General features: G+C 73.2%; 19 protein-coding genes, 1 tRNA gene and 1 pseudogene. 8 read left to right on the top strand and 13 right to left on the bottom strand.

The window, feature by feature from the left end; all coding sequences use genetic code 11:
- Positions 1–66 precede the first annotated feature (66 nt).
- A complete protein-coding gene (locus tag ACF09E_RS23880; RefSeq protein WP_015034550.1) occupies positions 67–411 on the bottom strand; it encodes a WhiB family transcriptional regulator in 345 nt (114 codons plus the stop codon).
- Positions 412–827: 416 nt separating this feature from the next.
- On the opposite strand from ACF09E_RS23880, the gene ACF09E_RS23875 reads away from it, so the two are divergent.
- A complete protein-coding gene (locus ACF09E_RS23875; protein ID WP_392206912.1) occupies positions 828–3,074 on the top strand; it encodes a transglycosylase domain-containing protein in 2,247 nt (748 codons plus the stop codon).
- A 79-nt stretch (positions 3,075–3,153) separates the two neighbouring features.
- Here the strand turns inward: ACF09E_RS23875 and ACF09E_RS23870 are convergent, their stop codons facing one another.
- Entirely contained in the window at positions 3,154–3,618 is a 465-nt protein-coding gene (locus ACF09E_RS23870) for a GatB/YqeY domain-containing protein (RefSeq protein WP_361847611.1), read from the bottom strand.
- Positions 3,619–3,692: 74 nt separating this feature from the next.
- Between ACF09E_RS23870 and ACF09E_RS23865 the strand changes: the two genes are divergently transcribed.
- Positions 3,693–4,631, top strand: a complete 939-nt coding sequence (locus ACF09E_RS23865) for a metallophosphoesterase (RefSeq protein ID WP_388801586.1) — start codon at positions 3,693–3,695, stop codon at positions 4,629–4,631.
- A gap of 134 nt (positions 4,632–4,765) precedes the next feature.
- Positions 4,766–4,839 (top strand) — tRNA-Pro (locus ACF09E_RS23860).
- Between the two features lie 178 nt (positions 4,840–5,017).
- Here ACF09E_RS23860 and ACF09E_RS23855 read toward each other — a convergent pair.
- Together ACF09E_RS23855 and ACF09E_RS23850 are read right to left on the bottom strand one after the other, a co-directional pair.
- A complete protein-coding gene (locus ACF09E_RS23855; RefSeq protein ID WP_392206911.1) occupies positions 5,018–5,719 on the bottom strand; it encodes a class I SAM-dependent methyltransferase in 702 nt (233 codons plus the stop codon).
- A gap of 104 nt (positions 5,720–5,823) precedes the next feature.
- Complete coding sequence (locus ACF09E_RS23850; RefSeq protein ID WP_392206910.1) at positions 5,824–6,288, bottom strand: glycine-rich domain-containing protein; 465 nt, start codon at positions 6,286–6,288, stop codon at positions 5,824–5,826.
- 187 nt (positions 6,289–6,475) lie between these two features.
- Here ACF09E_RS23850 and ACF09E_RS23845 point away from each other — a divergent pair.
- A pseudogene (locus tag ACF09E_RS23845) lies at positions 6,476–7,767 on the top strand (helix-turn-helix domain-containing protein).
- 117 nt (positions 7,768–7,884) lie between these two features.
- Here ACF09E_RS23845 and ACF09E_RS23840 read toward each other — a convergent pair.
- Positions 7,885–8,763, bottom strand: a complete 879-nt coding sequence (locus ACF09E_RS23840; RefSeq protein WP_392206909.1) for a glycosyltransferase family 2 protein — start codon at positions 8,761–8,763, stop codon at positions 7,885–7,887.
- A gap of 278 nt (positions 8,764–9,041) precedes the next feature.
- Here ACF09E_RS23840 and ACF09E_RS23835 point away from each other — a divergent pair, with 278 nt between their 5' ends.
- Positions 9,042–10,247 carry a protein kinase gene (locus ACF09E_RS23835; RefSeq protein ID WP_392206908.1) on the top strand — a complete coding sequence of 402 codons (1,206 nt, stop codon included), beginning with the start codon at positions 9,042–9,044 and terminating at the stop codon, positions 10,245–10,247.
- A 41-nt stretch (positions 10,248–10,288) separates the two neighbouring features.
- Here ACF09E_RS23835 and ACF09E_RS23830 read toward each other — a convergent pair whose 3' ends face one another.
- The 3 genes from ACF09E_RS23830 to ACF09E_RS23820 all read right to left on the bottom strand — a co-directional run bounded on the left by ACF09E_RS23830 (position 10,289) and on the right by ACF09E_RS23820 (position 13,397).
- Positions 10,289–10,567 carry a hypothetical protein gene (locus ACF09E_RS23830; protein ID WP_392206907.1) on the bottom strand — a complete coding sequence of 93 codons (279 nt, stop codon included), beginning with the start codon at positions 10,565–10,567 and terminating at the stop codon, positions 10,289–10,291.
- A gap of 206 nt (positions 10,568–10,773) precedes the next feature.
- Complete coding sequence (locus ACF09E_RS23825) at positions 10,774–11,793, bottom strand: YdcF family protein (RefSeq protein ID WP_392206906.1); 1,020 nt, start codon at positions 11,791–11,793, stop codon at positions 10,774–10,776.
- A gap of 20 nt (positions 11,794–11,813) precedes the next feature.
- Positions 11,814–13,397, bottom strand: coding sequence for a tetratricopeptide repeat protein (locus tag ACF09E_RS23820; RefSeq protein WP_392207094.1), 1,584 nt, complete (start codon positions 13,395–13,397; stop codon positions 11,814–11,816).
- Between the two features lie 153 nt (positions 13,398–13,550).
- Between ACF09E_RS23820 and ACF09E_RS23815 the strand changes: the two genes are divergently transcribed.
- On the top strand, positions 13,551–14,582 hold the full coding sequence (locus ACF09E_RS23815) for an Lrp/AsnC family transcriptional regulator (RefSeq protein WP_392206905.1): 1,032 nt from the start codon (positions 13,551–13,553) through the stop codon (positions 14,580–14,582).
- Between the two features lie 57 nt (positions 14,583–14,639).
- Here ACF09E_RS23815 and ACF09E_RS23810 read toward each other — a convergent pair whose 3' ends face one another.
- On the bottom strand, positions 14,640–15,473 hold the full coding sequence (locus tag ACF09E_RS23810) for a class I SAM-dependent methyltransferase (protein ID WP_392206904.1): 834 nt from the start codon (positions 15,471–15,473) through the stop codon (positions 14,640–14,642).
- 62 nt (positions 15,474–15,535) lie between these two features.
- Here ACF09E_RS23810 and ACF09E_RS23805 point away from each other — a divergent pair, with 62 nt between their 5' ends.
- Positions 15,536–17,380, top strand: a complete 1,845-nt coding sequence (locus tag ACF09E_RS23805) for a prolyl oligopeptidase family serine peptidase (protein WP_392206903.1) — start codon at positions 15,536–15,538, stop codon at positions 17,378–17,380.
- Positions 17,381–17,436: 56 nt separating this feature from the next.
- Positions 17,437–18,177 (top strand): SURF1 family protein, encoded by a 741-nt coding sequence (locus ACF09E_RS23800; protein WP_361847638.1) that lies wholly within the window; start codon positions 17,437–17,439, stop codon positions 18,175–18,177.
- Between the two features lie 177 nt (positions 18,178–18,354).
- On the opposite strand, the gene ACF09E_RS23795 is transcribed toward ACF09E_RS23800, so the two are convergent.
- The 4 genes from ACF09E_RS23795 to ACF09E_RS23780 form a co-directional block, all read right to left on the bottom strand.
- Positions 18,355–19,746, bottom strand: coding sequence for a hypothetical protein (locus tag ACF09E_RS23795; RefSeq protein WP_392206902.1), 1,392 nt, complete (start codon positions 19,744–19,746; stop codon positions 18,355–18,357).
- On the bottom strand, positions 19,743–20,567 hold the full coding sequence (locus ACF09E_RS23790; RefSeq protein ID WP_392206901.1) for a SigE family RNA polymerase sigma factor: 825 nt from the start codon (positions 20,565–20,567) through the stop codon (positions 19,743–19,745). The genes ACF09E_RS23795 and ACF09E_RS23790 overlap by 4 nt, the downstream gene beginning before the upstream one ends.
- A 261-nt stretch (positions 20,568–20,828) precedes the next feature.
- On the bottom strand, positions 20,829–21,887 hold the full coding sequence (locus ACF09E_RS23785; RefSeq protein WP_392206900.1) for an aspartate-semialdehyde dehydrogenase: 1,059 nt from the start codon (positions 21,885–21,887) through the stop codon (positions 20,829–20,831).
- Positions 21,884–23,164, bottom strand: coding sequence for an aspartate kinase (locus tag ACF09E_RS23780; RefSeq protein WP_015034573.1), 1,281 nt, complete (start codon positions 23,162–23,164; stop codon positions 21,884–21,886). The genes ACF09E_RS23785 and ACF09E_RS23780 overlap by 4 nt, the downstream gene beginning before the upstream one ends.
- Positions 23,165–23,308 lie beyond the last annotated feature (144 nt).

Here is a 23,308-nt window from a genome sequence, read left to right as displayed (position 1 = left end):
CGGGGCCCGCTCCCGCGGCGGCCGGTCCCTTCGGGTCCGACCCGCCGGGCCGCGGCCCGCCGGGATCTAGCCGACCGCGGCGTACGCCTCGTACGTGGCGTCGTCCTCGATGGCCACGGGCAGCAGGCCCGCTCCCCGCTCGTACTCCGTGCGCGCGGTCTCCAGGAGCCGGCGCCACGACGTGACCGTCGGCCTGCGGCGCAGCAGGGCACGGCGCTCGCGCTCCGTCATCCCGCCCCACACACCGAACTCCACGCGGTTGTCGAGGGCGTCGGCCAGGCACTCGGTCCGCACCGGGCATCCGGTGCACACCGCCTTCGCCCTGTTCTGTGCCGCACCCTGCACGAAAAGTTCATCCGGATCGGTAGTGCGGCAGGCCGCCTGCGCACTCCAGTCAGCTACCCAGCCCATACCGGCGCCGTCCTCTCCCGAATCGAGGCTCCCCCACGGCGGAAGCGGCATATTCACCGCTGCCAGTTGGGACGTTACGGAAGGTGGGCACAGCGCAACACCCCCTTCGGGCCCAATCTTGGATGGCCCGAACGGACTATGCGTGCGCGTCAGATCACCCAGGGGAGTGATCGAAGGACATGCGTGAGCTATCGGACATATCACCTGGATACGCCCGTCTACGGCGGGGCCACTTCGGGCACCGTGTGACGCATGAGCCGGAATCGGACACGAGCTTCCCGTGTTTCGGGGTCACGGGAGTTCATGCCTCAGTCACACCCGGGTCTTGATGCCAGACCACACTGCTGTGACAGTTGGGAGCAGCTTAGGCCAAGGCATATACGCGTGTCCGGCGAATGAGAACGTAGGCTGCCCCCATGGCAAAGAAGCGCTCCGGCGGTGGTCTGACCGGGACCCAGCAGGCCGCCAAGTTCCTCGGTGTCAGTGTGCTCGCGGGAGCCGTGCTGGCGGGCATCGCCCTGCCCGCGGCCGGCGCACTGGGACTGGCCGCGAAGGGGACGGTCGAGGGGTTCGACGAGATCCCCTCCAACCTGAAGACCCCGCCGCTGAGTCAGCGCACCCGGATCCTCGACTCCGAGGGCGGCCTGATCGCCACGGTGTACTCGCGGGACCGGACGGTCGTCCCGCTCGACAAGATCTCGCCGTACATGCAGAAGGCGATCGTCGCGATCGAGGACGGCCGCTTCTACGAGCACGGGGCGATCGACCTCAAGGGCGTGCTGCGCGCGATCAACCGCAACGCCCAGTCGGGCGGCGTCGCGCAGGGCGCGTCGACCCTCACCCAGCAGTACGTGAAGAACGTCTTCGTCGAGGAGGCGGGCGACGACCCGGAGAAGGTCGCCCAGGCCACCCAGCAGACCATCGGCCGCAAGGTCCGCGAGCTGAAGTTCGCGATCCAGGTCGAGGAGGAGCTGGGCAAGAAGAAGATCCTGGAGAACTACCTCAACATCACGTTCTTCGGGCAGCAGGCGTACGGCATCGAGGCCGCCTCCCAACGGTACTTCTCCAAGCACGCCGCCGACCTGAGCCTCGGCGAGGCGGCGATGATGGCCGGCCTCGTGCAGTCGCCCAGCCGCTACGACCCGATCAACGACATCCAGGAAGCCACCAAGCGCCGCAACGTGGTCCTCCAGCGGATGGCCGACGTGAAGGACATCAGCCAGGCCGAGGCGGACGAGGCGAAGGCCAGTCCGCTCAAGCTGAAGGTCAAGACGCCGAAGAACGGCTGCATCACCGCCGTCGACGGCGCCGGCTTCTTCTGCGACTACGTCCGCAAGACGATCCTCAACGACCCGGTGTTCGGCAAGACGGCCGAGGAGCGCACCAAGCTGTGGAACCTGGGCGGTCTCACCGTCAAGACCACGCTCGACCCGCGTGCGCAGGCCGCGGCCAACGAGGCCGCCGTCGCGAAGATCAACAAGGACGACCCGGTCGCCGCCTCGGTCGTGCAGGTCCAGCCCGGCACCGGCAAGATCCTCTCGATGGGCCAGTCCCGCCCGTACGGCCTAGACCAGAAGCAGCACCAGACGACGCTGAACCTGGCCGTCGGCAGCAAGATGGGCGGCACGACGTACGGCTTCCAGGTCGGCTCGACCTTCAAGCCGATCACGGCCGCGGCGGCCCTGGAGAAGGGTCTGAGCCCGGCGCAGACCTTCGACACCCCCTGGAAGATCAACATCCCGGAGGGCGACTTCACCCGCTGCGACGGCAAGCCGGCCGGCTACGCGAACTGGGAGATCGGCAACGAGCTCAAGTCGGAGGAGGGCTCCTTCGACATGACCGGCGCCCTGGGCAAGTCCATCAACACGTACTTCGCCAAGCTGGAGCAGATGGCCGGCCTGTGCGAGACGATCACGATGGCCAAGAACGTCGGGTACGAGCGCGAGCTCGGCAAGAAGGTCAAGGAACTCCCCTCGATCACCCTCGGCGCCCAGGAGAGCACCCCGCTCGACATGGCGGTCGTCTACGCGACCTTCGCCAACCGCGGTCTGCACTGCACCCCGGTGGCCATCGAGTCCGTGAAGGCCGCCAACGGCGACAAGCTCAACGTGCCGGACACCAAGTGCACCCGCGCGATGAGCGAGCGCACGGCCGACATGATCAACCAGATGCTCAAGGGCGTCGTCGAGGACGGCACCGGCACCAAGGCCGGCCTCAGCGACCGCGACAACGCGGGCAAGACGGGTACCACGAACGACCGCAAGGACGCCTGGTTCGTCGGCTACACGCCGAACCTGTCCACCGCCGTCTGGGTCGGCGACGACGTCGGCGAGAAGAAGTCGATGTACGACATCACCATCGGCGGCGTCACCTACGACAAGGTCTGCGGCGGTTGCCTCCCCGGCCCCATCTGGAAGATCGCGATGACCGGCGCGCTCGACGCCTCCGAGACGCCCGGCTTCGCCCCCATCTCCGTCCCACGGGCCGAGAAGCCCAAGGACAAGGAGGGGGACGAGGGCCCCAACAAGCCCAACAAGCCCCGTAAGCCCGGCAACAACAAGCCCGGCGACACGAAGCCCCCGAACAACCCGTTCCCGGGGATCACGCTCCCGGGGGACCTGCTGGGCGGCGGCGACGGCGACGGCGGCCGCGGAAACCGCTGACGGCCCGCGGACACGAGGAAGGGCGCCCCACTCCGGTGGGGCGCCCTTCCTCGTACCGCCGTGTCCGCGGCTCCCGTCGTCAGCCCGCGAGGAGCCGCTTCACGGAGGCGGCGACGCGCCCGCCGTCCGCCTGGCCGGCCACCTTCGGGTTCACGATCTTCATGACGGCGCCCATGGCACGCGGGCCCTCGGCACCGGCCGCCTTCGCCTCGGCGACGGCCGCCGCGACGATCGCGTCGAGCTCCTCGTCGCCGAGCTGCTTCGGCAGGTACGCGTCGAGGAGGATCCCCTCCGCCTTCTCCCGCTCGGCCGACTCGGGGCGGCCGCCCTGGGCGAAGGCCTCCGCCGCCTCGCGGCGCTTCTTCGCCTCCTTGGCGATCACCTTCTGCACCTCGTCGTCGGAGAGTTCGCGCTTGGTCTTGCCCGCGACCTCCTCCTTGGTGATCGCGGTGATGGTCAGCCGCAGGGTCGAGGAGCGCAGTTCGTCGCGCTCCCGGATCGCGGCGTTGAGGTCGTCCTGGAGCTTCGCCTTGAGCGTGGTCATGCGCTCAAGTGTGGCAGGTGCGCCGCCCCGCCCGCCCGCGCATTTACGCCCCGCGGGTCTGCGACGATGGGGGGATGCGCGCACGGTACGGGATCCCCCTGAAGATCACGGCAGGCCTCACGGCGACGGCAGCGGCCGGAATCGTCTACGCGGCGGGCTTCGAGGCCCGCTCGTTCCGGCTCCGCCGCGTGACCGTCCCGGTGCTCCCGCCCGGCATGGCCGACCTGCGGGTCCTCCAGGTCTCCGACATCCACATGGTGAGCGGCCAGCACAAGAAGCGCGCCTGGCTCCAGTCCCTCGCCGGGCTCCGCCCGGACTTCGTCGTCAACACCGGCGACAACCTCTCCGACCCGGAGGCGGTGCCGGAGGTCCTGGACGCCCTGGGCCCGCTGATGGAGTTCCCCGGCGTGTACGTCTTCGGCTCCAACGACTACTACGGCCCCCGGCTCCGCAACCCCGGCCTGTACCTCCTGGAGCGGATGCAGGGCCGGCACGGACTCAACGGCAACAAGCCGGTCGTCGGCGCCGTCCACAACCCGTGGGAGGGACTGCGGGACGCGTTCGACGCGGCGGGCTGGGTCAACCTCGGCAACACCCGGGGCCGGCTCAAGCTCCCCCAGGCGGACCTCGCGTTCACCGGCCTGGACGACCCCCACATCAAGCGCGACCGGTACGAGCGGGTGGCCGGCGGCCCCGACGCCTCGGCCGACTTCTCGGTGGGCGTGGTCCACGCCCCCTACCTGCGCGCACTCGACGCCTTCACCGCCGACGGGTACGAGCTGATGCTCGCCGGTCACACCCACGGCGGCCAGCTGTGCATCCCCTTCTACGGGGCGCTCGTCACCAACTGCGACCTGGACACCGACCGGGTGAAGGGCCTGTCCACCCACACGGTCGGCGACCGCACGTCCTACCTCCACGTCTCCGCGGGCTGCGGCACCAGCCGCTACACCCCGGTCCGCTTCGCCTGCCCGCCCGAGGTCACCCTCCTCACCCTGACGGCCCGCCGCTGAGCGCCCCCGGCCACCCGCGCCACGGACCGCATCCGACCTGCGCGGCGACCCCCCGGAAACCGGATTTCGCCTCAGCGCGCGCGTGGGCTAAAGTAATCGATGTCGCCGCGACGTGAAGAACAGAGCAGCGACATCGGGGTGTAGCGCAGCTTGGCAGCGCGCTTCGTTCGGGACGAAGAGGTCGTGGGTTCAAATCCCGCCACCCCGACAGCCGAAACAGCAGGTGAGGCACTTACGGATCTCCGTAGGTGCCTCACCTGTTTCTGTCTGCGTGGCCCGTGGCACGGGCAGTCTCGTGCCCTTGATCGCCATCCAGCACGCCTCAGCGCGAACGCCCCGGGCCGCCGGAGACTCGACCCGGAGCAGCGGCATCCCCCTGCCCGGTCTCAGGGGGCGGGGCGCTCGGCCGTGCCGAGGAGGGTGGCGGCGGGCCGGGGGCCGGCGCCCGCGGGCAGCTCCTCCACACGGATGTCGGTGAACCCTGCCTGGTCCAGGATCTTGGTCCACACATGCTCCTGCAGCACCCACCGGTACATGGTGGCGCTCTCACCCTCCGGGGTCTTCGCGGGCACCTCGGCGGCCGTGACGTCCGGCTGCGCGGGCTTGCCGGACAGGTAGTGGGCGAGGGTGGAGAAGACCAGGCGCCCCGCGGGGCGGAGTGCTTCGGCGGCGGCCGGGAGCAGCTCGCGGGGGTCGGTGAAGTCCACCGCACCGAAGTGGCTGTACAGCACGTCGTACGCGCCCGGGTTCGCGCGGAGGTGGGCGACGGCGTCCGCCTGCACGAGGTGCAGGCGGGGGGCGAGGTCTGCGTACAGGGCGGTGGCCATGCTGTGCTGCGCCGGGGAGGCGTCCACGGCGTCGATCCGGTTCGGGGCGTGGTGCACGGCCAGGTGCGCGGCATGACGGGCGGCACCGGCACCGAGGTCGGCCACGGTCTTGCCGGTGAGGTCGCCGAGGACTTCCGGGCCCGGCCCGTCCTGCTGGTCCCAGGCCCAGCGGAAGGAGCCGGGGACCGCGAGGTCCTGCGCGGCGCGGGCCCGGCCGTAGTGGTGCCAGAGGTCTGGGGTCGTGGTCGTCACCCGGGTCATCCTGGCGGCACCGCGCGGGGGCTGCTGCAGGTTCGGGCGAAAGTCGCCCGGGCGTGCCTCGGCGGCCCGAGCCGCGCCCCGGACCGCCGAGGGCGTCATGCGGGTCAGTGCGAGTCGTTGCCCGGGTGGCAGGGGCCGCAGTCGGCGGCGTCCTCCCACAGCGGGAGGTCCACCTCCCAACCGGCGCGGGCGACGAGGTGGACGGTCCTGACGACCGACCCGTCGTTCTTCGTCTCGACCTTGGGCACGTGGTGCAGGAAGTGCCCGCCGTTGTACTCGTCGCACAGTTCGGCGTAGGCGACGGTGTCCAGGATGATCGTGTGGACGCCGATGTCGACCAGCCGGCTCGGGGCGAGTCCCAGGCCCAGCCCCCGGAGGGACATGGCGGTGAGCAGGTAGGCGTAGCCCTGGCCGAGGACGCGGGTGGCCATGACCGAGTCGTACGGGTGGTCCCTCATCAGCAGGCCGACCTGCTTCTCCCAGAGGTCCGCCGGCACGATACGACGCGGGGAGCGGGCCGGTCCGGTCACCGGTTCGGTGGCGACGGGGATATCGGCTGCGGTTGCCATGGTGCCTCCCTTGGAAGGTGCCCCACGCGGTGCGGGGCGTGGTGACGAGAACACCGCGCCCGGCACCCGACCGGTGATGAACCGGCTTTCTCTGCAAGCCGTTTGCACGTTGTGCAAACGGCTCGACGGGCTCCGTCCCGCGCCCGTACCGTGGTGGCCCCCGATCGTGTAGCAGGGGGAGGGACCCGTGCCCGGTGACCCGCTGTGGAACAGCGCGAAGGTCAGGGAGTTAGTCGCCCGGCGCCAAGCGGGCGGACTCGTACGGTTGGGCCGTGAGCACCGAGGATGGACACTCGCCGAACTAGGCGGGCACCTGGGGTGCTCGGCGGCGACGGTCTCGCGGATGGAACGCAGGACCCGGGTATCCGACCTGACGCTCATTCACCGGGCCGCCTCCACGGTGGGCGTGCCTCGACACGTCCTGGTGAGTTCTCTGGCGCCCCCCGCTCCGACCGGATCGGCCAGCACTAGAGTGTCGGCCAGTCCGCACGCCGAGGAGGACCCGATGCGCCGCCGCTCGTTGCTCGCCGCCACGGCGACCGTCCCGGCCGCCATGATGCTCGGCATGGACCGGGCCTTGGCCGACACCCCGCCGCCGACGGGCAGGGGTGCCCTGGACGCCCGTGTGGCCTCCGCCCGCGACCTCTACGACAAGGGGGGGCCCACACGCAGCTCCTCGCGCTGCTGCCGGGCCTCCTGGCCGACGGGCACGCTGCCGCCTCCTCACGCCGCGAGCTGGACCAGGCCCGGTTGTCCTCCGTCTACAGCCTGGGCGCCGCCCTGCTGATCAAGCTCGGCTCCTACGAGCAGGCCCGCCTCGCCTCCGACCGGGCGCGCACCTGGGCAGAAGTGTCCGGGTCCCCGCTCGCCGCCGCTGCCGCCTCCCGCGAGCTCGCCATCGTGCTGCGCCACCAGGACCGGGGCGAGGAAGCCCAGACCCTCATGGAGGGCGCTGCCGCCCGGGTGGAGTCGACAGGACTGCGGACAGACGCGGCCTCGTCGGCCTATGCGCAGATGCTGTGCACCCTTGCCTACACCGCCGCCCGAGGAGGCCGGCGCGCGGATTCCCTGGCCATGGCCGAGGAGGCACGGCGGGCCGCACGGCGCCTACCGCTCCGGGCGCCTGCCGGGCGTCTCTTTCCCATCAGCCCGGCCGCCGTGGATCTCTACGCCGTCGGCGTCCACTGGGCCCTCGGCGACGCCGGCGCAGCGTTGGAGGCGGGGCGGAACCTTCGGCCCGAGCACTTTCCGACGGCTGAACGGAAGGCGCGCCTGGGCACGGACATGGCCCGTGCCTGGTGGGCATGGGGCCGCCCCGAGCAGACCGCCCGCGCCTTGCTCGACGCCCACCGTGCGAGCCCCGGCGAGGTGAGGGACCGGCCCGCGATCCGCGGCATCGTGACCGAGTTGGCGCGACGCCACCCTCGTGCCGTCGGCGTGCGGGAACTGCACGCCGCCGTGTCCGCCCCGGCGAGCTGAGACAGCCTCCTGCCCTGAGTGGTTTCCGGGTTCAGGCACGCGTGCGCCTCGCCGTCGGCGGGGCGCAGAGCCTTCCCGCAGGGCGGACGCCGCCCCGGGAGGGGCGGCGGGCTCCGGTCAGATGACGGGCGGGCGGCCCAGGCTCGTCATGCGGCGGACCGTCGACCAGCGCATGGGGCGGCGGGGGCCGCCGGAGCGGCGGACGCCCTCCGCGAAGCCGGCGAACCAGGACGCGAGGCCCGGCAGGGAGCGGGTGCGGGCCAGGGTGAGGAGCGTCCACACGCCCAGGTAGACGGGGACGAGCAGGACCGGCAGGTTGCGCTTGGCGAGCCAGACGCGGTTGCGGGCCGTCATCCGGTAGTAGACGGCGTGCCGGGCCGGGCTGGTCTTCGGGTGCTGGAGGAGGAGTTTCGGCTCGTAGACGACCTTCCAGCCCGCGTCCAGGGCACGCCAGGCCAGGTCGGTCTCCTCGTGGGTGAAGAAGAAGTCCTCCGGCCAGCCGCCGATCTCGTCGAGCATCGCCATCGACAGGCCGTGGCCGCCGCCCAGGAAGGTGGTGACCTCGCCGCCGCGCATCGGGTCCTTCGCCCCCAGGCGCGGGACGTGGCGGCGCTGCGTCTCGCCCGTCTCGTCGGCGATGCGGAACGACACGACGCCCAGCGCGTCGTCGCCCTCGTACAGGTCCGCCAGGCGCCGGAAGACGTCCGTGTCGACGAGCAGGCCGTCGTCGTCGAGGTCCACCACCACGTCGACGTCGCCGAACGCGCGCAGGGTCTCGATCGCGACGTTCCGGCCCCCGGACACCCCCCGGTTCTCCGGCAGTTCGACGCCGGTGACACCCTCGGGGAGCTCCGGCAGGGTCCCCGTGCCGTTGCCGACGACCACGATCCGGGCGGCGGGCTCGTCCTGCGCCGCCACGGCGCCGAGCAGCGCCCCCAGCTCGTCCGGGCGCGTGCCCATCGTCAGTACCGCCACACCCACACGAGGTCGCGCCACGACTCTCTCCGTTCCACGGTCCCCGGCGTCCGCCGGCCCTCACTTCCGGACTCACTCCGGCCCGCGATGCTAACCGGACGACGCCACCCCCCGTTCACCCGAGGCTCGGCCGCCGTCCATCACCCCGCCCGGATTCCCGGGACGCGGGCGCCCGACGTGGGCTTCCTCACGGGGGTCGGCGGACGCCCCGGGGGGAGCGCGGCGAAGTGCGTCGCCGGGCGGCTCTACGCTGGTTCCCTTCCGTCAAGTTGATCGATCGTCGAAGGGGTGGTCTCCAGGTGCTGGTCGCGGACCGATATCGGCTTCATGTGTGTATCGGCCGGGGCGGCATGGGCGAGGTGTGGCAGGCCACCGACGAGGTGCTCGGCCGGGACGTCGCCGTGAAGCTGATGCTGGCGCACGGGACCGACCCCTCCGCCGCCGACCGGTTCCGGCTGGAGGCGCAGACCGCCGCCCGGCTGAGCCACCCGCACGTGGTGGGCGTCTTCGACTTCGGCACCTGGGACGGAAAGCTGTTCCTGGTCATGGAGTTGGTGGAGGGCGACAGCCTCGCCGGGAACCCCTCCGACCCGCTGGTGCTGCCCGCCGAGCGGGTCGCCGTGGTCGCCGCGCACGCCGCCGCCGGGCTCGCCGCCGCGCACCGGCAGGGCGTCGTGCACCGGGACATCAAGCCGGGGAACCTGCTGGTCGACGCGGACGGCACCGTCAAGCTCGCCGACTTCGGCATCGCCCGGTTCGTCGACGACCCCTCCGGCGCGCTCACGACGACCGGTCAGATCGTGGGCACGGGCCTCTATCTGGCCCCCGAGCGGGCCCTCGGACAGTCCGCCTCGCCCGCCTCCGACGTCTACTCGCTCGGCTGCGTGCTCTACCAACTCCTCACCGGACGCACGCCCTTCCGCGCGGACACCGCCACCGCCCTGCTCTACCAGCACATCGACAGCGCCCCGACGCCGCCGACCCGGCTCGGGGTGGCGCTGCCGCCCGAGTTCGAGGCGTACCTGCTGAGCCTGCTCGCCAAGCAGCCCGAGCAGCGGCCCCCGGCGCAGGCCATCGCCGACTGGTTCTCCTCCGGCGCCTGGCGCGCCTACGCCCGGCCCGCCCCCGCCCAGCACGCCCCGCACCACACCGTCGGCCTGCCGGCCGGCACGGCGACCCGTCCGGCTCCCGCGACGGGCGGCCGGACCGTGGGGGCCGGCCCGATGCCCGGCACCGGCCCGATACCGGGGAGCGGCGGGCTTCCCGCCGCCTCGCCCCTGCCCGGGGCGTCCCCGATGCCCGCGCAGGGCCGCAGACCCGCGCCCGCCCCGTCCCGCAGATCCCCGTCCGCCGGTGCGCCCGGCTCCCGGCGGCGCGAGCGGCCCGGCAGCGGCACCGGCGGCCTCGCCGAGCTCTCCCGGCGCCGCCCCCGCAAGACGGCCGCCGTCGCCGGCGCCATCGCCTTCGTCGTCTTCCTGGTCATCGGGATGGCCTGGCTGTCCTGACCGCCCGGGCCGCGCACGGTCCCGGGCCCGCGGACCCGCCCTCAGTACGGCCTCGGCTCCATCGCCCGCGGCTCCCCGTCCGCCGCCACGATCAGCGTGCAGCCCGGCTCTCCGGGCCCCGCGACGGCCCGTACGGTCACCGGCGTGGGAGGGTCGGTCGGCAGCTCCACCGCGACCGTCACCGCGTCGTCCTTGGTCGTGGCATGGCCGGTCTCCTTGCCGTCGACGAGGACCTCGACGACGAGCCTGTGCCCCGTCTGGACGGTCGCGGAGACCGAGTGCCCCAGGTGGTCGGTGTGGAAGTGGTGCCGTCGGCTCATGGGTCACCTCCGTACCTCCAGAGTAGGTACGGACCGCCGGTCCCGCCCGCCGCCGCCCCTGCGGCGGCGGACACACCGCCCGGGCCGGCCGGGCGGCGCCGGCGCCGCGACCGGCGTGCGGCCCCGCGGGCCCGGTGGTCAGATGGAGCGGTACGCCGGCCGGCGCCCCCGCGGAACGGAGCAGCCCCGATGACCGAGCACCGGCCTCAGCGGCTCGCCCACACGAGTGCCCCGAGCAGGATCAGGGCCCCCAGGGTCCCGAGGTTGACCACCTTGTACTGGAGGAAGACCGCGGCGAACTCCCTCATGGTCGCCGACGGCAGGAAGTAGCCGGCGGTCGGCGCACCCACCACCTGGCCGTCCACGCCCGTCCGACGGGCCAGGATCGCGGCCCGGAAGGCGTGGTAGTTGTTGGTGACGATCACGCACGAGGAGCCGGGCCGGTCCCGCTCCATCAGCTCCCTGCTGAACAGCATGTTCTCCTCGGTGGTCCGCGAGCGGTCCTCGCGCACCAGCGCGTCCGCCGGGAAGCCGCGCTCCAGGAGGTAGTCGGCCATCGCGTGGGACTCGGGCACCTCCTCGTCGGGCCCCTGCCCCCCGGACACGATGAGTACCGGGGCCGCGCCGTCGCGCCGCCCGTGCGCCGCCAGCCTCGCGTGCACCTCGCGCCCCCGGTCCAGGCGGCTCGCGAGGAGCGGGGGCACCCTGCTGCCGCCCGTCAGGCCGGACCCGAGGACCACCACGTAGTCGGCGTCGCGGCGGAGCCTCAGACGGCCGTACAGGAACGCGTAGCCCACGAAGCAGACGAAGAGGAACGAGACGTAGCCGAGGACCAGGAGAAGGGTGACGACGGCTATCCGCAGCGCCCACGAGTCCGTCGCGGCCGCCGTCACCGCCAGGACCATCACCGCGAACATGCCGAGCCCGGCGAGGAGCGACAGCAGGTTGGCCGGGCTCCTGCCCTCCTTGCGGACCATCTTCACGCCGTTCGCCGTGAGCAGCCCCGCCAGGACCACCGGGCCGACGCCGAGCACGAGCAGCCCGCAGATCATCACGGTCTCGGCGACCCCCGGCGGCGCGTCCTCGACGCCGGCGAGCAGCCCGATCCCGAGGAACGTCACGGAGAGACCGAGGAGCACGGCGTTGCCGAAGCGGCGCCGGTCCCGCCCCACACCGATCGCGAACAACAGCAGGAAGACCGCGGCGACGGCGAAGGCGTACGACATGACCGCATCGTAGGCGGAGCTCAGGCCTCCCCCGCCAGCGCGAACAGACCGCGCCGCGCCCCCTCCTCGTAGGCGCACCGCAGCTCAGGGCCGTCGAGCAGCGACCGGAGGGCCCGCTCGCTGCGGTCGCGGGTCGCCACGCAGAACTCCGCGGGCCGGTACGAGGACTCGAAGACGGAGGTCCGCAACAGGTCGACCGCGCCCAGCAGATGGGCCGCCTCGTCCCGCCGCCCCGCCGACAACCGGATCTGGGCGAGGAGTTCCGCCGCACCGGCCGCCCCCGCGGCCGAGCCCAGGCGCAGGTGCTCACGGAGCGCCCACCGGGCGTGCTCCGCGGCCCGCTCCGCGTCCCCGTCCCACGCCGCGAGCTCGGCCCGGGCCATGGCGGACCAGGCCTCGGCGTTCATGTCCCGGGCCGCCCGGCCCCACCGGCTCTCGCGGTCCAGGTCGGCCCGGTCGAGGGCCTCCTGCGCGGCCTCCGGGTCCGTACGGCACAGGGCGAGCGCGAGACCCGCCCAGCAGGCGTGCCGCGTCGGGCCGAACTCCGGGTACTCCTCGGTCAGCGCGAGGGCCTCCCGGTACTCGTCCGCCGCCGCACGCGTACGCCCCTGATAGAGGGCGGTCGAACCCCGCAGGTGGGCCAGCAGCCCGAGGGCCCCGCCGTCCCCGTCCCGGACCGCCGCCGCCCAGGCCCGTACGAGCAGCGGGTCGGCCTCCTCCGGGCGGCCCGACTCCAGCTCCAGGAACGCGGCGAGCCACAGCGCCCGCGCCGACGGCTCCCCGCCGAGCAGCGCCAGGGCGTGCCGCAGCCGGGTCCGGCCCTCGGCGGCCCGCCCGCAGACCACCCACAGGAACCACAGCGATACGGCTATCTCGACGGCGGCGTCCGCCTCGTCGCCCCGCGGCGGCGACGAGGTCGTCGGGTCCATGGCGGCGGCCAGGTCCGGCAGTTCCCGCAGGGCGAGGTCACGGGCGTCGAGCTGGCGGCCGCTCTGCCAGCGGTCGGCGGCCGTCCGGGCGAGCTTCACGCACCACCGCCGGTGCCTCAGGACCAGATCGGGCCGGTCGCCGCGTTCGGTCAGCCGGCGGGCGCCCACGGCCCGCATCGCGTGCGGCATCCAGTAGCGGGGAACGTCGTCCTCACCGGCGAACAGGTCGTCGACGCGGAGCAGGGCGACCGGCACGAGCCGGTCGAGGACGCCGAGGACCGCCGCCGGGGGCAGCGCCCAGGACGCGCACACCTCGCGGACGGCGTCCGGGCCGAAGGTCCCCTCGAAGACGGACAGCCGTTCCCACAGGAGCCGCTCGACGGGCCCGCAGCGGTCGTATCCGCGCTCCGCTGCGGCGAGCTGGTCCGCGCTCACCGGCTCGCCCCACAGGAGCCGCTCGTCGGCCGCAGGACCGGCCCACGGCGCCGGGTCCGCGGCCCCCGCGCCCTCCCGGAACCGCCGGTCGGCCGCGGTGTCGTCGCGGAGGCACCGGTCGGCCGCGGTGGCGTCGTGAAGCCGTCGGTCAGCCGTCGCGTCGTCGCGGAACCGCCGGTCCGCCGCAGGGTCGTCCCGGAGCCGGCGCTCCGCCGTCGCGGGTGGGTCCTCGCTCCCCATGTGCACCGCCCCCGTCCTCTCCGTGTGTGAGGTGTTGCCGACTCCATGGCGAACCGACGCCGTTGCGGCTTGAATGCATACGCCTCGGTTCACCATCCTGGGGCGCCCCGCAAGCCGCACCCCTGGTTTGCCGGGGATCGACCAGGGAGGGAAATGACGACCGGGGAATCCGTCCTGGGAGAGGCGGATCTTTCGCTGATCCACGCACTGCAGATGGCCCCGCGCGCCAGCTGGACCCAGCTGTCGGCCGTACTGGGCACCAGTCCCGACACCCTCGCACGCCGCTGGGAGCACCTCACGGCCGGGGGGTACGCCTGGAGTTCGCTGCTCGCCGCCCGCCACGGCACGGACGAGATGCTCTACGCCTGGGTCGAGCTGGAATGCGCCGCGGGCACCTCCGAGGCCACCGCCGCCGACGTGGCGGGCGATCCGTACACCCTCGGCGTCCACCAGGTGACCGGCGACGCCGACCTCGTCCTGCTCGTGATCTCCCCCGACCTGCACGCCCTCGACGGCTACCTCGCCGGACGCGTACGGCGGCTGCCCGGAGTGCTGCGCTGCCGCACCCAGGTCGTCACGCGGATGCACAACCGCCCCTACCGGTCCCGGATCGAGCAGCTCACCCCCGGCCAGGTCCAGCACCTCACGGAGCTCACCGGCGGGGACCGGCGGCCGCGCACGCACGCGCGTGCCCTCCCCCACCTCAGTGCGCTCGACCGCCGGCTGATCGCGGAACTGGCCGGGGACGCCCGCCGGAGCGCCGCCGAGCTGGCCCGCCAGTGCGGTACGAGCGAGTCGACCGTACGGCGGCGGCTCGACGCCCTGTCGGCCGGCGGCACCCTCCACCACCACTGCCTGCCGGCCCCGAGGTTCTCCGGGCGTCCGATGTGGGCGATGGTCACCACCGACGTACCGCCCCTGGAGGTGCCGGCGACGGTGGCCGCGCTCGCCCGGCTCCCGCAGACCCGGCTGGTCACCTCCGTCACCGGCCCCCACAACCTGGCCGTCGCCATGTGGCTCCGCACGGTCGACGAACTGCACGAGGTCACGGCGGCGTTCGTACGGGCCGCTCCGGCCCTGCGGATCGCGGGCACGGCGCTCGCCCTGCGCACCCACAAGATCGGGGCGCAGGTCCTCGGCCCCGACGGGCGGCGGACCCATCACATCCGCCCCGACGCCCCCTGATCCGGCTTCCGCGGCGGCCCGCGCTCTCCGCGGCGGCGGGCTCCCCGGCGCGGTGGGTCAGGCGGCCGGGCGGGTCGCCTTGATCGAGTACATCATCGGGATGCGGGGCCGGTCCGACGGGAAGCGGTAGTAGCCGTCCTCGTGCCGCTGCAGCGCCCCGTACCGCGGGAACAGCGAGGCGTCGTGCTCGTGCAGGAACTCGATCCGCAGGCCGGCCCCGGCGAGCGCGGTGACGACCTCGCCGACCGGATGCACCCACTCCACGCTGCGGTTGTGGACCGTCGCGGCGTCCAGCTCGGCGTACGTGCCCGGAGTGGTGTCCACCCAGGGCTCGCGCACGAAGTAGTCGTTCACGATCCGGCTGCCGGTCTCGTCGTCCAGCGAGTCGGTCAGCGGATGGAACTCCGCCACGTACAGGAAGCCGCCGGGAGCGACGAGCGAGGCCGCGGTCTCCGCCCAGCGCACGATGTCGGGCAGCCAGTTCAGCGCGCCGCAGCCGGTGTAGACGATGTCGTACGCGCTGTCCGGGACGGCCTCCGCGGCGTCGTACACGTCGGCCGCGACGAACGCCGCCCGGTCCTGGGTGAAGCCCAGGTCCGCGGCGAGCGAGCGGGCGGTCTCGACGGCCGGCTCGGAGAAGTCCAGGCCGACGACCTGCGAGGCGCCGTGGCGGGCCCAGGACAGGGTGTCGAGGCCGATGTGGCACTGGAGGTGCAGCAGGGACCGGCCGGTGACGTCCCCGACCTCCGCGAGCTCGAAGTCGCGCAGGGCGTCCTTCCCGGCGCGGAAGGCGTCCAGGGCGTAGAAGTCGCTCGCGGCGTGGATCGGGACGCGCTCGTCCCAGCGAGCGCGGTTGACCTCGTGCCAGTCGTCGGGCGTCGGCGAGTACATGCCCGCGAGGTTATCCACAGGTCCAGGGGGACGCGACCCGATTGTCCTCCGCGCGGAGCATCATGGGTGCCATGACTGAGAGCAAGCGCCCCGAGCCCGGAACCGAGCCCACCGACCAGGCCCCCGCCTGGCAGCGACGCTTCCGCGCACCGCGGGTCTCCCTGCCCGAGTGGGCGGAGGAGGCCCCCGACCGCTCGCTCTTCGTGTCGAACGCGACGGGCACGTACGAGCTGTACGCCTGGGACCGGACGACCGGGGAGCAGCGTCAGGTGACGGACCGGCCGAACGGCACGACCGACGGCACGCTGTCGCCCGACGGCGCCTGGATCTGGTGGTTCGCGGACACCGACGGGGACGAGTTCGGGGTGTGGATGCGCCAGCCGTTCGCCGGCGGCGCGGACGAGCCGGCCGTTCCGGGTCTCGACGCCTCCTATCCCGCGGGCCTCGCCATCGGCCGGGACGGCACCCTCCTGGTGGGCCGCTCCACGGACGAGGACGGCTCGACGGTCCACCTCGTGCGCCCCGGGGCCGACGCACCGGTCGAGATCTACCGGCACCGGGAGTCGGCCGGGGTCGGCGACCTGTCGTACGACGGCGCCCTGATCGCCGTCGAGCACACCGAGCACGGGGACGCCATGCACTCGGCGCTGCGGGTGCTGCGCTCCGCGGACGCGAGCGTCCTCGCCGAGCTCGACGACACCAAGGGCGGCACGGAGGAGCTGGGGCTCGCGGTCCTGGGCTTCGCCCCCGTGGACGGCGACAGCCGGCTGCTCGTGGGACACCAGCGGCGCGGCCGCTGGGAGCCGATGATCTGGGACGTGGCGGAGGGCACCGAGCAGGACCTCCGGCTCGACCTGCCGGGCGACGTGTCGGCCGAGTGGTACCCGGACGGTTCGGGCCTGCTGATCGTGCACAGCTTCGAGGCCCGCAGCGAGCTGTGGCGGTACGAGATCGCGACCGGCGCCCTGGTCCGGGTGGACACGCCGGCCGGGTCGGTGTCGAGCGCCACGGCCCGGCCGGACGGCAGCGTGGAGTACCTGTGGTCCTCGGCCGCCGAGCCGCCGGTGGTGCGGTCCACGGACGGCGGCGTCGTCCTCGACCCGCCCGGCCCCAAGGCCCCGGCTTCGGTGCCGGTGGAGGACGTGTGGGTGGAGGGCCCCGGCGGCCGGGTCCACGCGCTGGTGCAGCGGCCGGACGGCGAGGGCCCCTTCCCGACGGTCTTCGAGGTCCACGGCGGCCCCACCTGGCACGACAGCGACGCCTTCGCGTCGGGCCCGGCGGCCTGGGTGGACCACGGGTACGCGGTGGTCCGGGTCAACTACCGGGGCTCGACGGGGTACGGCCGGGAGTGGACGGACGCCCTCAAGCACCGGGTCGGCCTGATCGAGCTGGAGGACATCGACGCGGTCCGCGCCTGGGCGGTGGCGAGCGGTCTCGCCGACCCGGCCCGGCTCGTGCTGTCCGGCGGCTCGTGGGGCGGCTACCTGACGCTCCTCGGCCTCGGTACGCAGCCGGAGGCCTGGGCGGTCGGGCTGGCCGCGGTCCCCGTCGCGGACTACGTCGCGGCCTACGAGGACGAGATGGAGGCGCTGAAGGCCCTGGACCGGACGCTGCTCGGCGGCTCGCCCGAGGAGGTGCCCGAGCGGTACGCGGCCTCGTCGCCGCTCACCTACGTCGACGCGGTGAGGGCGCCGGTCCACATCTCGGCCGGGGTCAACGACCCGCGCTGCCCGATCCGCCAGATCGACAACTACGTGGAGCGGCTCGCGGCCCGGGGCGCGGTCCACGAGGTGTACCGGTACGACGCGGGCCACGGCTCCCTCGTGGTGGAGGAGCGGATCAAGCAGGTCGGCCTGGACCTGGCGTTCGCCGCGAAGCACCTGGGAGGTGGGCCGGTGCGGGGCTGAGGCGGGCGGGGACCCGGCCGACGGGCCGCCGGGGCGGCCCCCGTACCGTGGGGGGCGTGTACCGGTTCCTGAGAACGCCCCGCTGGTGGGGGATCAACGTCTTCGTCCTGCTGGCGATCCCGTTCTGCGTGTTCATGGGGACCTGGCAGCTGGGCAAGTTCGAGGATCGCGTCGACTCCCACGAGGAGGCCGAGAAGCGGCCCGCCGTGAGCACGATGAAGACGGCGCCGCTGGACTCGCTGCTCCCGGTGGACCAGGAGACCTCGGGCCGCTCGGCGGAGGCGCGCGGCCGGTTCGGGGCGCAGTTCCTCGTCCCGGACCGTGACCTGGGCGGCCGGACCGGCAGCTACGTCCTGACGCTGCTGCGGACGGACGGGGGCCGCTCGCTCCCGGTGGTCCGCGGCTGGCTCCCCACGGGTGCGAAGGTCCCGGCCCCGCCGTCCGGCGAGGTCACGGTCGTGGGCGCGCTCCAGGCCTCGGAGAACGGCGGCACCAAGGGGGTCAACGCGGCGGGCGGGCTGCCCGAGGGGCAGCTGGGGATGATCAGTGCGGCGTCCCTGGTGAACGTGGTGACGGACGACGTCTACGACGCCTGGATCACCCTCGCCGACTCCCCCGCCGGCCTGACCCCGGTCCCGGCGGCGGCCGCGGCGGGCACGAGCCTGGACGCGAAGGCCTTCCAGAACCTGGGCTACACCGCGGAGTGGTTCGTCTTCGCCGGGTTCGTGCTCTTCATGTGGTTCCGCCTGGTGCGCCGCGAGGCGGAGGCGTCCCGCGACGAGGCGCTGGGTCTGTAGGAGACGGGGAGGGGCGGGGAGGGGCGGGGAGGGAGGGGGGCGGGGAAGCCCCCCTGATGCCCGCTCCCTCATGACCGCTCCCGGGGTACTCGCCCCCGGGGTACTCGCTCCCGAGGTAACTCGCTCCCGGGCGCCCGGGACCGGGCGCCCGCTCCCGCCTCAGGGCTCTCGGGCCTCTCAGGGCCCCGCCAGGACCCCGGTCCGGTAGATCGTGCCGGCGCAGGCGTCGGGGATGGTGGCGGACGCCGCGGGGCCGCCGGGCTCGGCGACGTGGCTGACCAGGACGCTGCCGTCGGCCGGGCCGCCGTCCTCGCGGAGCAGCTGGGGTGCCGCGCCGGAGCCGGTGTCGGGGCCGGTGCCCGGATCCGTGCCGCTTCCTCCGGAGCCCGTGCCCTCGCTGGGGTCGGGGCTGCTCGTTCCGCCGGTCGGGGTGGGCGTGGGCGGCGGGGTGGTCGGCGGTTCGGTCGGCGGCACCACGGTCGGGGGCGGCGTGGTGGGGGTGGTCGGGCAGGTCTCGCTCGGCACCCAGACGAACTTCACCTCGTAGGAGCCGCTGGGCTTCAGGGCCATCGCGGAGAACTCCTGGGAGGGGTCGGGCAGTCCGCTGCCGCCGTCTCCCGAGGTGTGCCGGATCACGGAGATCCGCGCCGGGTCGGCGGCGCCGCGGGCCTCGAAGCCGACGACTCCGGCGCCTTCCACGACGCACGCCCGGTCGGAGATGTTGGAGATGCGGAAGGTGCCGTGCACCTTGCCCTCGCCGTCGGGTCCGCCGGCGCCCGCCGAGCTGACGCCGAGTTGCGCGGCCGTGCAGGCGGGGAAGGCTCCGGGGAGGGCTTCCGCTCCGCGTCCGCTGCCGGACGAGGTGCCGGGGCCCGGTTGCTGCGGCTTGCCCCCGGAGCCTTCGGAGGCGCCCTGGCTGGGCGATCCGGTGCTCGTGGGGGGCTGGGCGCTCTGGCCGCCCTCGATGCCGGTCTCGGCGCCGGTGCCGCCCTGGGCCTCCTCGCCGTGGCCGGCGTTCACGGGGTTCCCGGCGGCGGAGACGCCGCCGGAGGAGGCGACGTGCACGAAGGCGGGTACGGCGGTCCCGATGAGGACCGCGGCGGCGGCGGCGCCGACGACGGCCTGCCGCTTGCGGGCGCGGCGTGCGGGCACGGCGCGGCGCAGGTGCTCCAGCGAGCCCTGGGAGGGCTCCAGTCCGGAGACGGCGCTCTGGAACAGTCTCCGCAGCGCGAGTTCGTCGTCCCCGTCGCCCTCGCCCGGGCCGGGCTCGATCTTCACCATGCGCTGTCCACTCGGTTCGTCGCGTTCTTCGGGGACGTCGCTCCGGACGTCGGCGCCCTCGGCGGCGCCCTGGTCGGCGGCGCCGGGCCGCGCCGGCCCGGTCGTGCCGCCGCTCTCGGCCTCGGCGATGTTCTCGGCGACGCCGCCGCACTCGGCCTTGCCGCCGCTCTCGGTCCCGGCGGTGCCGTCGGCGTCGACGCCGCGCTCGGCCCTGCCGGCGCTCTCGGCTCCGGCGGTGTCGTCGCCCGCGGGTTCGCCGGCGGGGTCCTTGCGGGGTGCCTCGCTCACGACGTCGCTCCCATCGCGACGCGCAGCGACGCGATGCCCCGCGAGCCGTACGCCTTCACCGAGCCCAGGGATATCCCGAGGGCCTCGGCGACCTGAGCCTCCGTCATGTCGGAGAAGTACCGCAGGGCCAGGACCTCGCGCTGGCGGCGCTGGAGTCCGCGCATCGCCTTGATGAGATCCTCGCGCTCCAGCTGGTCGTAGGCGCCCTCCTCCGCGCTGGCCATGTCCGGCATCGGCTTGGACAGCAGCTTGAGTCCGAGGATGCGGCGGCGCAGGGCGGAGCGGGAGAGGTTGACGACGGTCTGGCGGAGGTAGGCGAGCGTCTTCTCGGGCTCGCGCACCCGCTTGCGGGCCGAGTGGACGCGGATGAACGCCTCCTGGACGACGTCCTCGCAGGAGGCCGTGTCGTCGAGGAGGAGGGCGGCGAGGCCGAGGAGCGACCGGTAGTGGGCGCGGTAGGTCTCGGTGAGGTGGTCGACGGTGGTCCCGGCCGCCGCGCCGCCTTCGGCGCTCGTGCGGGGCGAGGGGATGCCGTCGACGGCGCTCGTGCGGGATCCGGTGGGCACGGGGGCGATCACCGGCATGCCGCCGAGCGGGCGCGGCCGGCGGTAGGGGACGGGCGTCGCGCCGCGGGCGGGAACGATCGCGGTGCCGCGGGCCGGTACGGCCCTGGTGCCGCGGGCCGGGGCGACCGCGGGGCCGCGGGCGGGGACGGCTGTCGTGCCGCGCGCGGGGACGACGGCGACGCTCCGCGCGGGGAGCACTGCTGTGCCCGCGCCGCGCAGCGGAGCGATGGTCGCGATGTCGAGTACGTCTGCCACGCAGGTTGGACACGCTTCCCCCCGGCAGGGTTGTACGCGTACGCCACCGTTTTTGACGGTGAGTCGTTTGTCCTCATGCGTAACCGTTCTCCCCCGATGCCCCGCTTTCACAGCGCGCCACGCCACACATGGTGAGTGCACGCAGAGACGCCGTCCACCCGACCGCTGGTTGCAGGAGGGGGGAAGAGCATCGTCGACCACGGAATCATCGCAGTTCAAGAGGTATCTGACGCCTAATTGCTCACAGGTCGTTCACAGATCCTACAAATATGTGACAACCGATTCCGCGATCTGGAGGGCGTTGAGGGCGGCGCCCTTGCGGAGGTTGTCGGCGCAGACGAAGAAGTCGAGGGCCCGCTCGTCGTCCATGGAGCGCCGTACCCGTCCGACCCAGGCGGGGTCGGTGCCGACGACGTCGGCGGGGGTGGGGAAGTCGCCGGCGGCGGGGTCGTCGTACAGCACGACCCCGGGTGTGGTCGCGAGGATCTCGTGCGCGCGGTCGAGCGGCACGGGGTGCTCGAAGCGGGCGTGCACGGAGACGGAGTGGCCGGTGACGACGGGGACGCGGACGCAGGTGGCGGCGACCCGGAGGGCGGGGAGTCCGAGGATCCGCCGGGTCTCGTCGCGTACGTGCTCCTCCTCCGTGGAGGCTCCGTCGGCGCCGGCCGTGCCGGACCAGGGCAGGACGTTGAGCGCGAGGGGGCCGGGGAAGGGGCCGGTGTCCTCGCCGACGGCCCGGCGTACGTCTCCGGGGTGGGTGCCGAGGTCCTGGCGGCCCGCCAGGAGGCCGAGCTGGGTGCGGAGCGCCTCGACGCCGGCCTGTCCGGCGCCGGCGCCGCTCGCGGCCTGCTGGGCGGTGACGACGAGTTCGGTGAGTCCGAACTCGGCGTGCAGGGCGCCGACGGCGACGACCAGGGCGAGGGTGGTGCTGCCGGGGCTCGCGACGATGCCGCGGGGGCGCAGGCGGGCGGAGTGGGCGTTGGTCTCGGGGACCACGAGGGGGACGTCGGGGTCCGCGCGGAAGGCGGCGGAGGTGTCGACGACGACGGCGCCCTTGGTGGCGGCGATGGGCGCCCAGCGGGCGGCCACCGTCTCGGGCACCAGGAAGAGCGCCAGGTCGACGCCTTCCAGTGCCTCCTCGTCGAGTGGGAGGATCTCGCACTCCTCCCCGCGCACGGCGGCCTTGCGGCCGGCCGAGCGCGGGGAGGCGAGGAGGCGTATGTCGCCCCAGACGTCCGCGTGGTGCGTGAGCATCTGGAGCATCACCGAGCCGACGGCTCCGGTCGCACCGACGACCGCGAGTGTCGGCTTCGGGGTCATCGTCCGGTGCCTCCGTAGACGACGGCCTCGTCCGAGTCGCTGTCCAGGCCGAAGGCGCTGTGGACGGCGCGGACGGCCTCGTTGACGTCGTCGGCGCGGGTGACGACCGAGATGCGGATCTCGGAGGTCGAGATGAGCTCGATGTTCACGCCGGCGTCGGAGAGGGCGCGGAAGAAGTCCGCGGTGACGCCCGGGTTGGTCTTCATCCCGGCGCCGACCAGGGAGATCTTGCCGATCTGGTCGTCGTAGCGCAGCGAGTCGAAGCCGATCGCGGTCTTCGCCTTCTCCAGGGCGTCGATGGCCTTGCGGCCCTCGGCCTTGGGGAGGGTGAAGGAGATGTCCGTGAGGCCCGTCGAGGCGGCGGACACGTTCTGCACGATCATGTCGATGTTGATCTCGGCGTCGGCGACGGCCCGGAAGATGGCCGCGGCCTCGCCCGGCTTGTCCGGCACGCCGACGACGGTGATCTTCGCCTCCGAGGTGTCGTGGGCGACACCCGAGATGATGGCCTGCTCCACCTTCTGGTCCTTTGCGTCGGAGAGCGGTTCGTTGCTGACCCAGGTGCCCTGCAGTCCCGAGAAGGACGAGCGCACGTGGATCGGGATGTTGTAGCGGCGCGCGTACTCGACGCAGCGGTGCAGCAGCACCTTGGAGCCGGAGGCGGCGAGCTCCAGCATGTCCTCGAAGGAGATCCAGTCGATCTTCTTCGCCTTCTTCACCACGCGCGGGTCGGCGGTGAACACGCCGTCGACGTCGGTGTAGATCTCGCAGACCTCGGCGTCCAGCGCGGCGGCGAGCGCCACGGCGGTGGTGTCGGACCCGCCGCGGCCGAGCGTGGTGATGTCCTTCTTGTCCTGGGACACGCCCTGGAAGCCGGCGACGATGGCGATGTTGCCCTCGTCGAGGGCGGTGCGGATACGGCCCGGCGTGACATCGATGATGCGCGCTTTGTTGTGGACCGAGTCGGTGATGACACCGGCCTGGCTGCCCGTGAACGACTGGGCCTCGTGGCCCAGGTTTTTGATCGCCATGGCCAGCAGGGCCATGGAGATCCGCTCTCCGGCGGTCAGCAGCATGTCGAATTCACGCCCGGCAGGAATGGGGGATACCTGCTCGGCGAGATCGATCAACTCGTCCGTCGTGTCGCCCATCGCGGAAACCACGACGACCACCTGGTGGCCGTTCTTCTTGGCGTCCACGATCCGCTTGGCGACCCGCTTGATGCCTTCGGCATCGGCAACGGAGGAGCCTCCGTACTTCTGCACGACAAGGCCCACGTGCGCTCCTCGATCAGTCTCTGCCGCAGTCATTACTGCGGTCGGCTCAGTTTAACGAGCGGCCCGGAATCGCCGACCGTATATCGCATCCTGAGATGTCCCGCTCAGTCAGTGATCACGGCCTGGACGGTCCGGACCGCCCGG

The sequence above is a fragment of the Streptomyces sp. NPDC014891 genome (genome assembly GCF_043081085.1).
In the GTDB taxonomy this organism is placed as follows: domain Bacteria; phylum Actinomycetota; class Actinomycetes; order Streptomycetales; family Streptomycetaceae; genus Streptomyces.
The sequence above is the reverse complement of the archived record's forward strand: the minus strand, read 5'-3'. Positions and strand labels throughout refer to the sequence as shown.

What these genes read in the sequence shown, in the direction of transcription:
- ACF09E_RS23805 (WP_392206903.1), top strand. Translation starts at nt 15,536, where the DNA reads ATGGGTGCCATGACTGAGAGCAAGCGCCCCGAGCCCGGAACCGAGCCC.
- ACF09E_RS23820 (WP_392207094.1), bottom strand. Translation starts at nt 13,397, where the DNA reads ATGGGGAGCGAGGACCCACCCGCGACGGCGGAGCGCCGGCTCCGGGAC.
- ACF09E_RS23880 (WP_015034550.1), bottom strand. Translation starts at nt 411, where the DNA reads ATGGGCTGGGTAGCTGACTGGAGTGCGCAGGCGGCCTGCCGCACTACC.
- ACF09E_RS23830 (WP_392206907.1), bottom strand. Translation starts at nt 10,567, where the DNA reads ATGAGCCGACGGCACCACTTCCACACCGACCACCTGGGGCACTCGGTC.
- ACF09E_RS23865 (WP_388801586.1), top strand. Translation starts at nt 3,693, where the DNA reads ATGCGCGCACGGTACGGGATCCCCCTGAAGATCACGGCAGGCCTCACG.
- ACF09E_RS23815 (WP_392206905.1), top strand. Translation starts at nt 13,551, where the DNA reads ATGACGACCGGGGAATCCGTCCTGGGAGAGGCGGATCTTTCGCTGATC.
- ACF09E_RS23825 (WP_392206906.1), bottom strand. Translation starts at nt 11,793, where the DNA reads ATGTCGTACGCCTTCGCCGTCGCCGCGGTCTTCCTGCTGTTGTTCGCG.
- ACF09E_RS23870 (WP_361847611.1), bottom strand. Translation starts at nt 3,618, where the DNA reads ATGACCACGCTCAAGGCGAAGCTCCAGGACGACCTCAACGCCGCGATC.
- ACF09E_RS23855 (WP_392206911.1), bottom strand. Translation starts at nt 5,719, where the DNA reads ATGACCCGGGTGACGACCACGACCCCAGACCTCTGGCACCACTACGGC.
- ACF09E_RS23810 (WP_392206904.1), bottom strand. Translation starts at nt 15,473, where the DNA reads ATGTACTCGCCGACGCCCGACGACTGGCACGAGGTCAACCGCGCTCGC.
- ACF09E_RS23875 (WP_392206912.1), top strand. Translation starts at nt 828, where the DNA reads ATGGCAAAGAAGCGCTCCGGCGGTGGTCTGACCGGGACCCAGCAGGCC.
- ACF09E_RS23850 (WP_392206910.1), bottom strand. Translation starts at nt 6,288, where the DNA reads ATGGCAACCGCAGCCGATATCCCCGTCGCCACCGAACCGGTGACCGGA.
- ACF09E_RS23785 (WP_392206900.1), bottom strand. Translation starts at nt 21,887, where the DNA reads ATGACCCCGAAGCCGACACTCGCGGTCGTCGGTGCGACCGGAGCCGTC.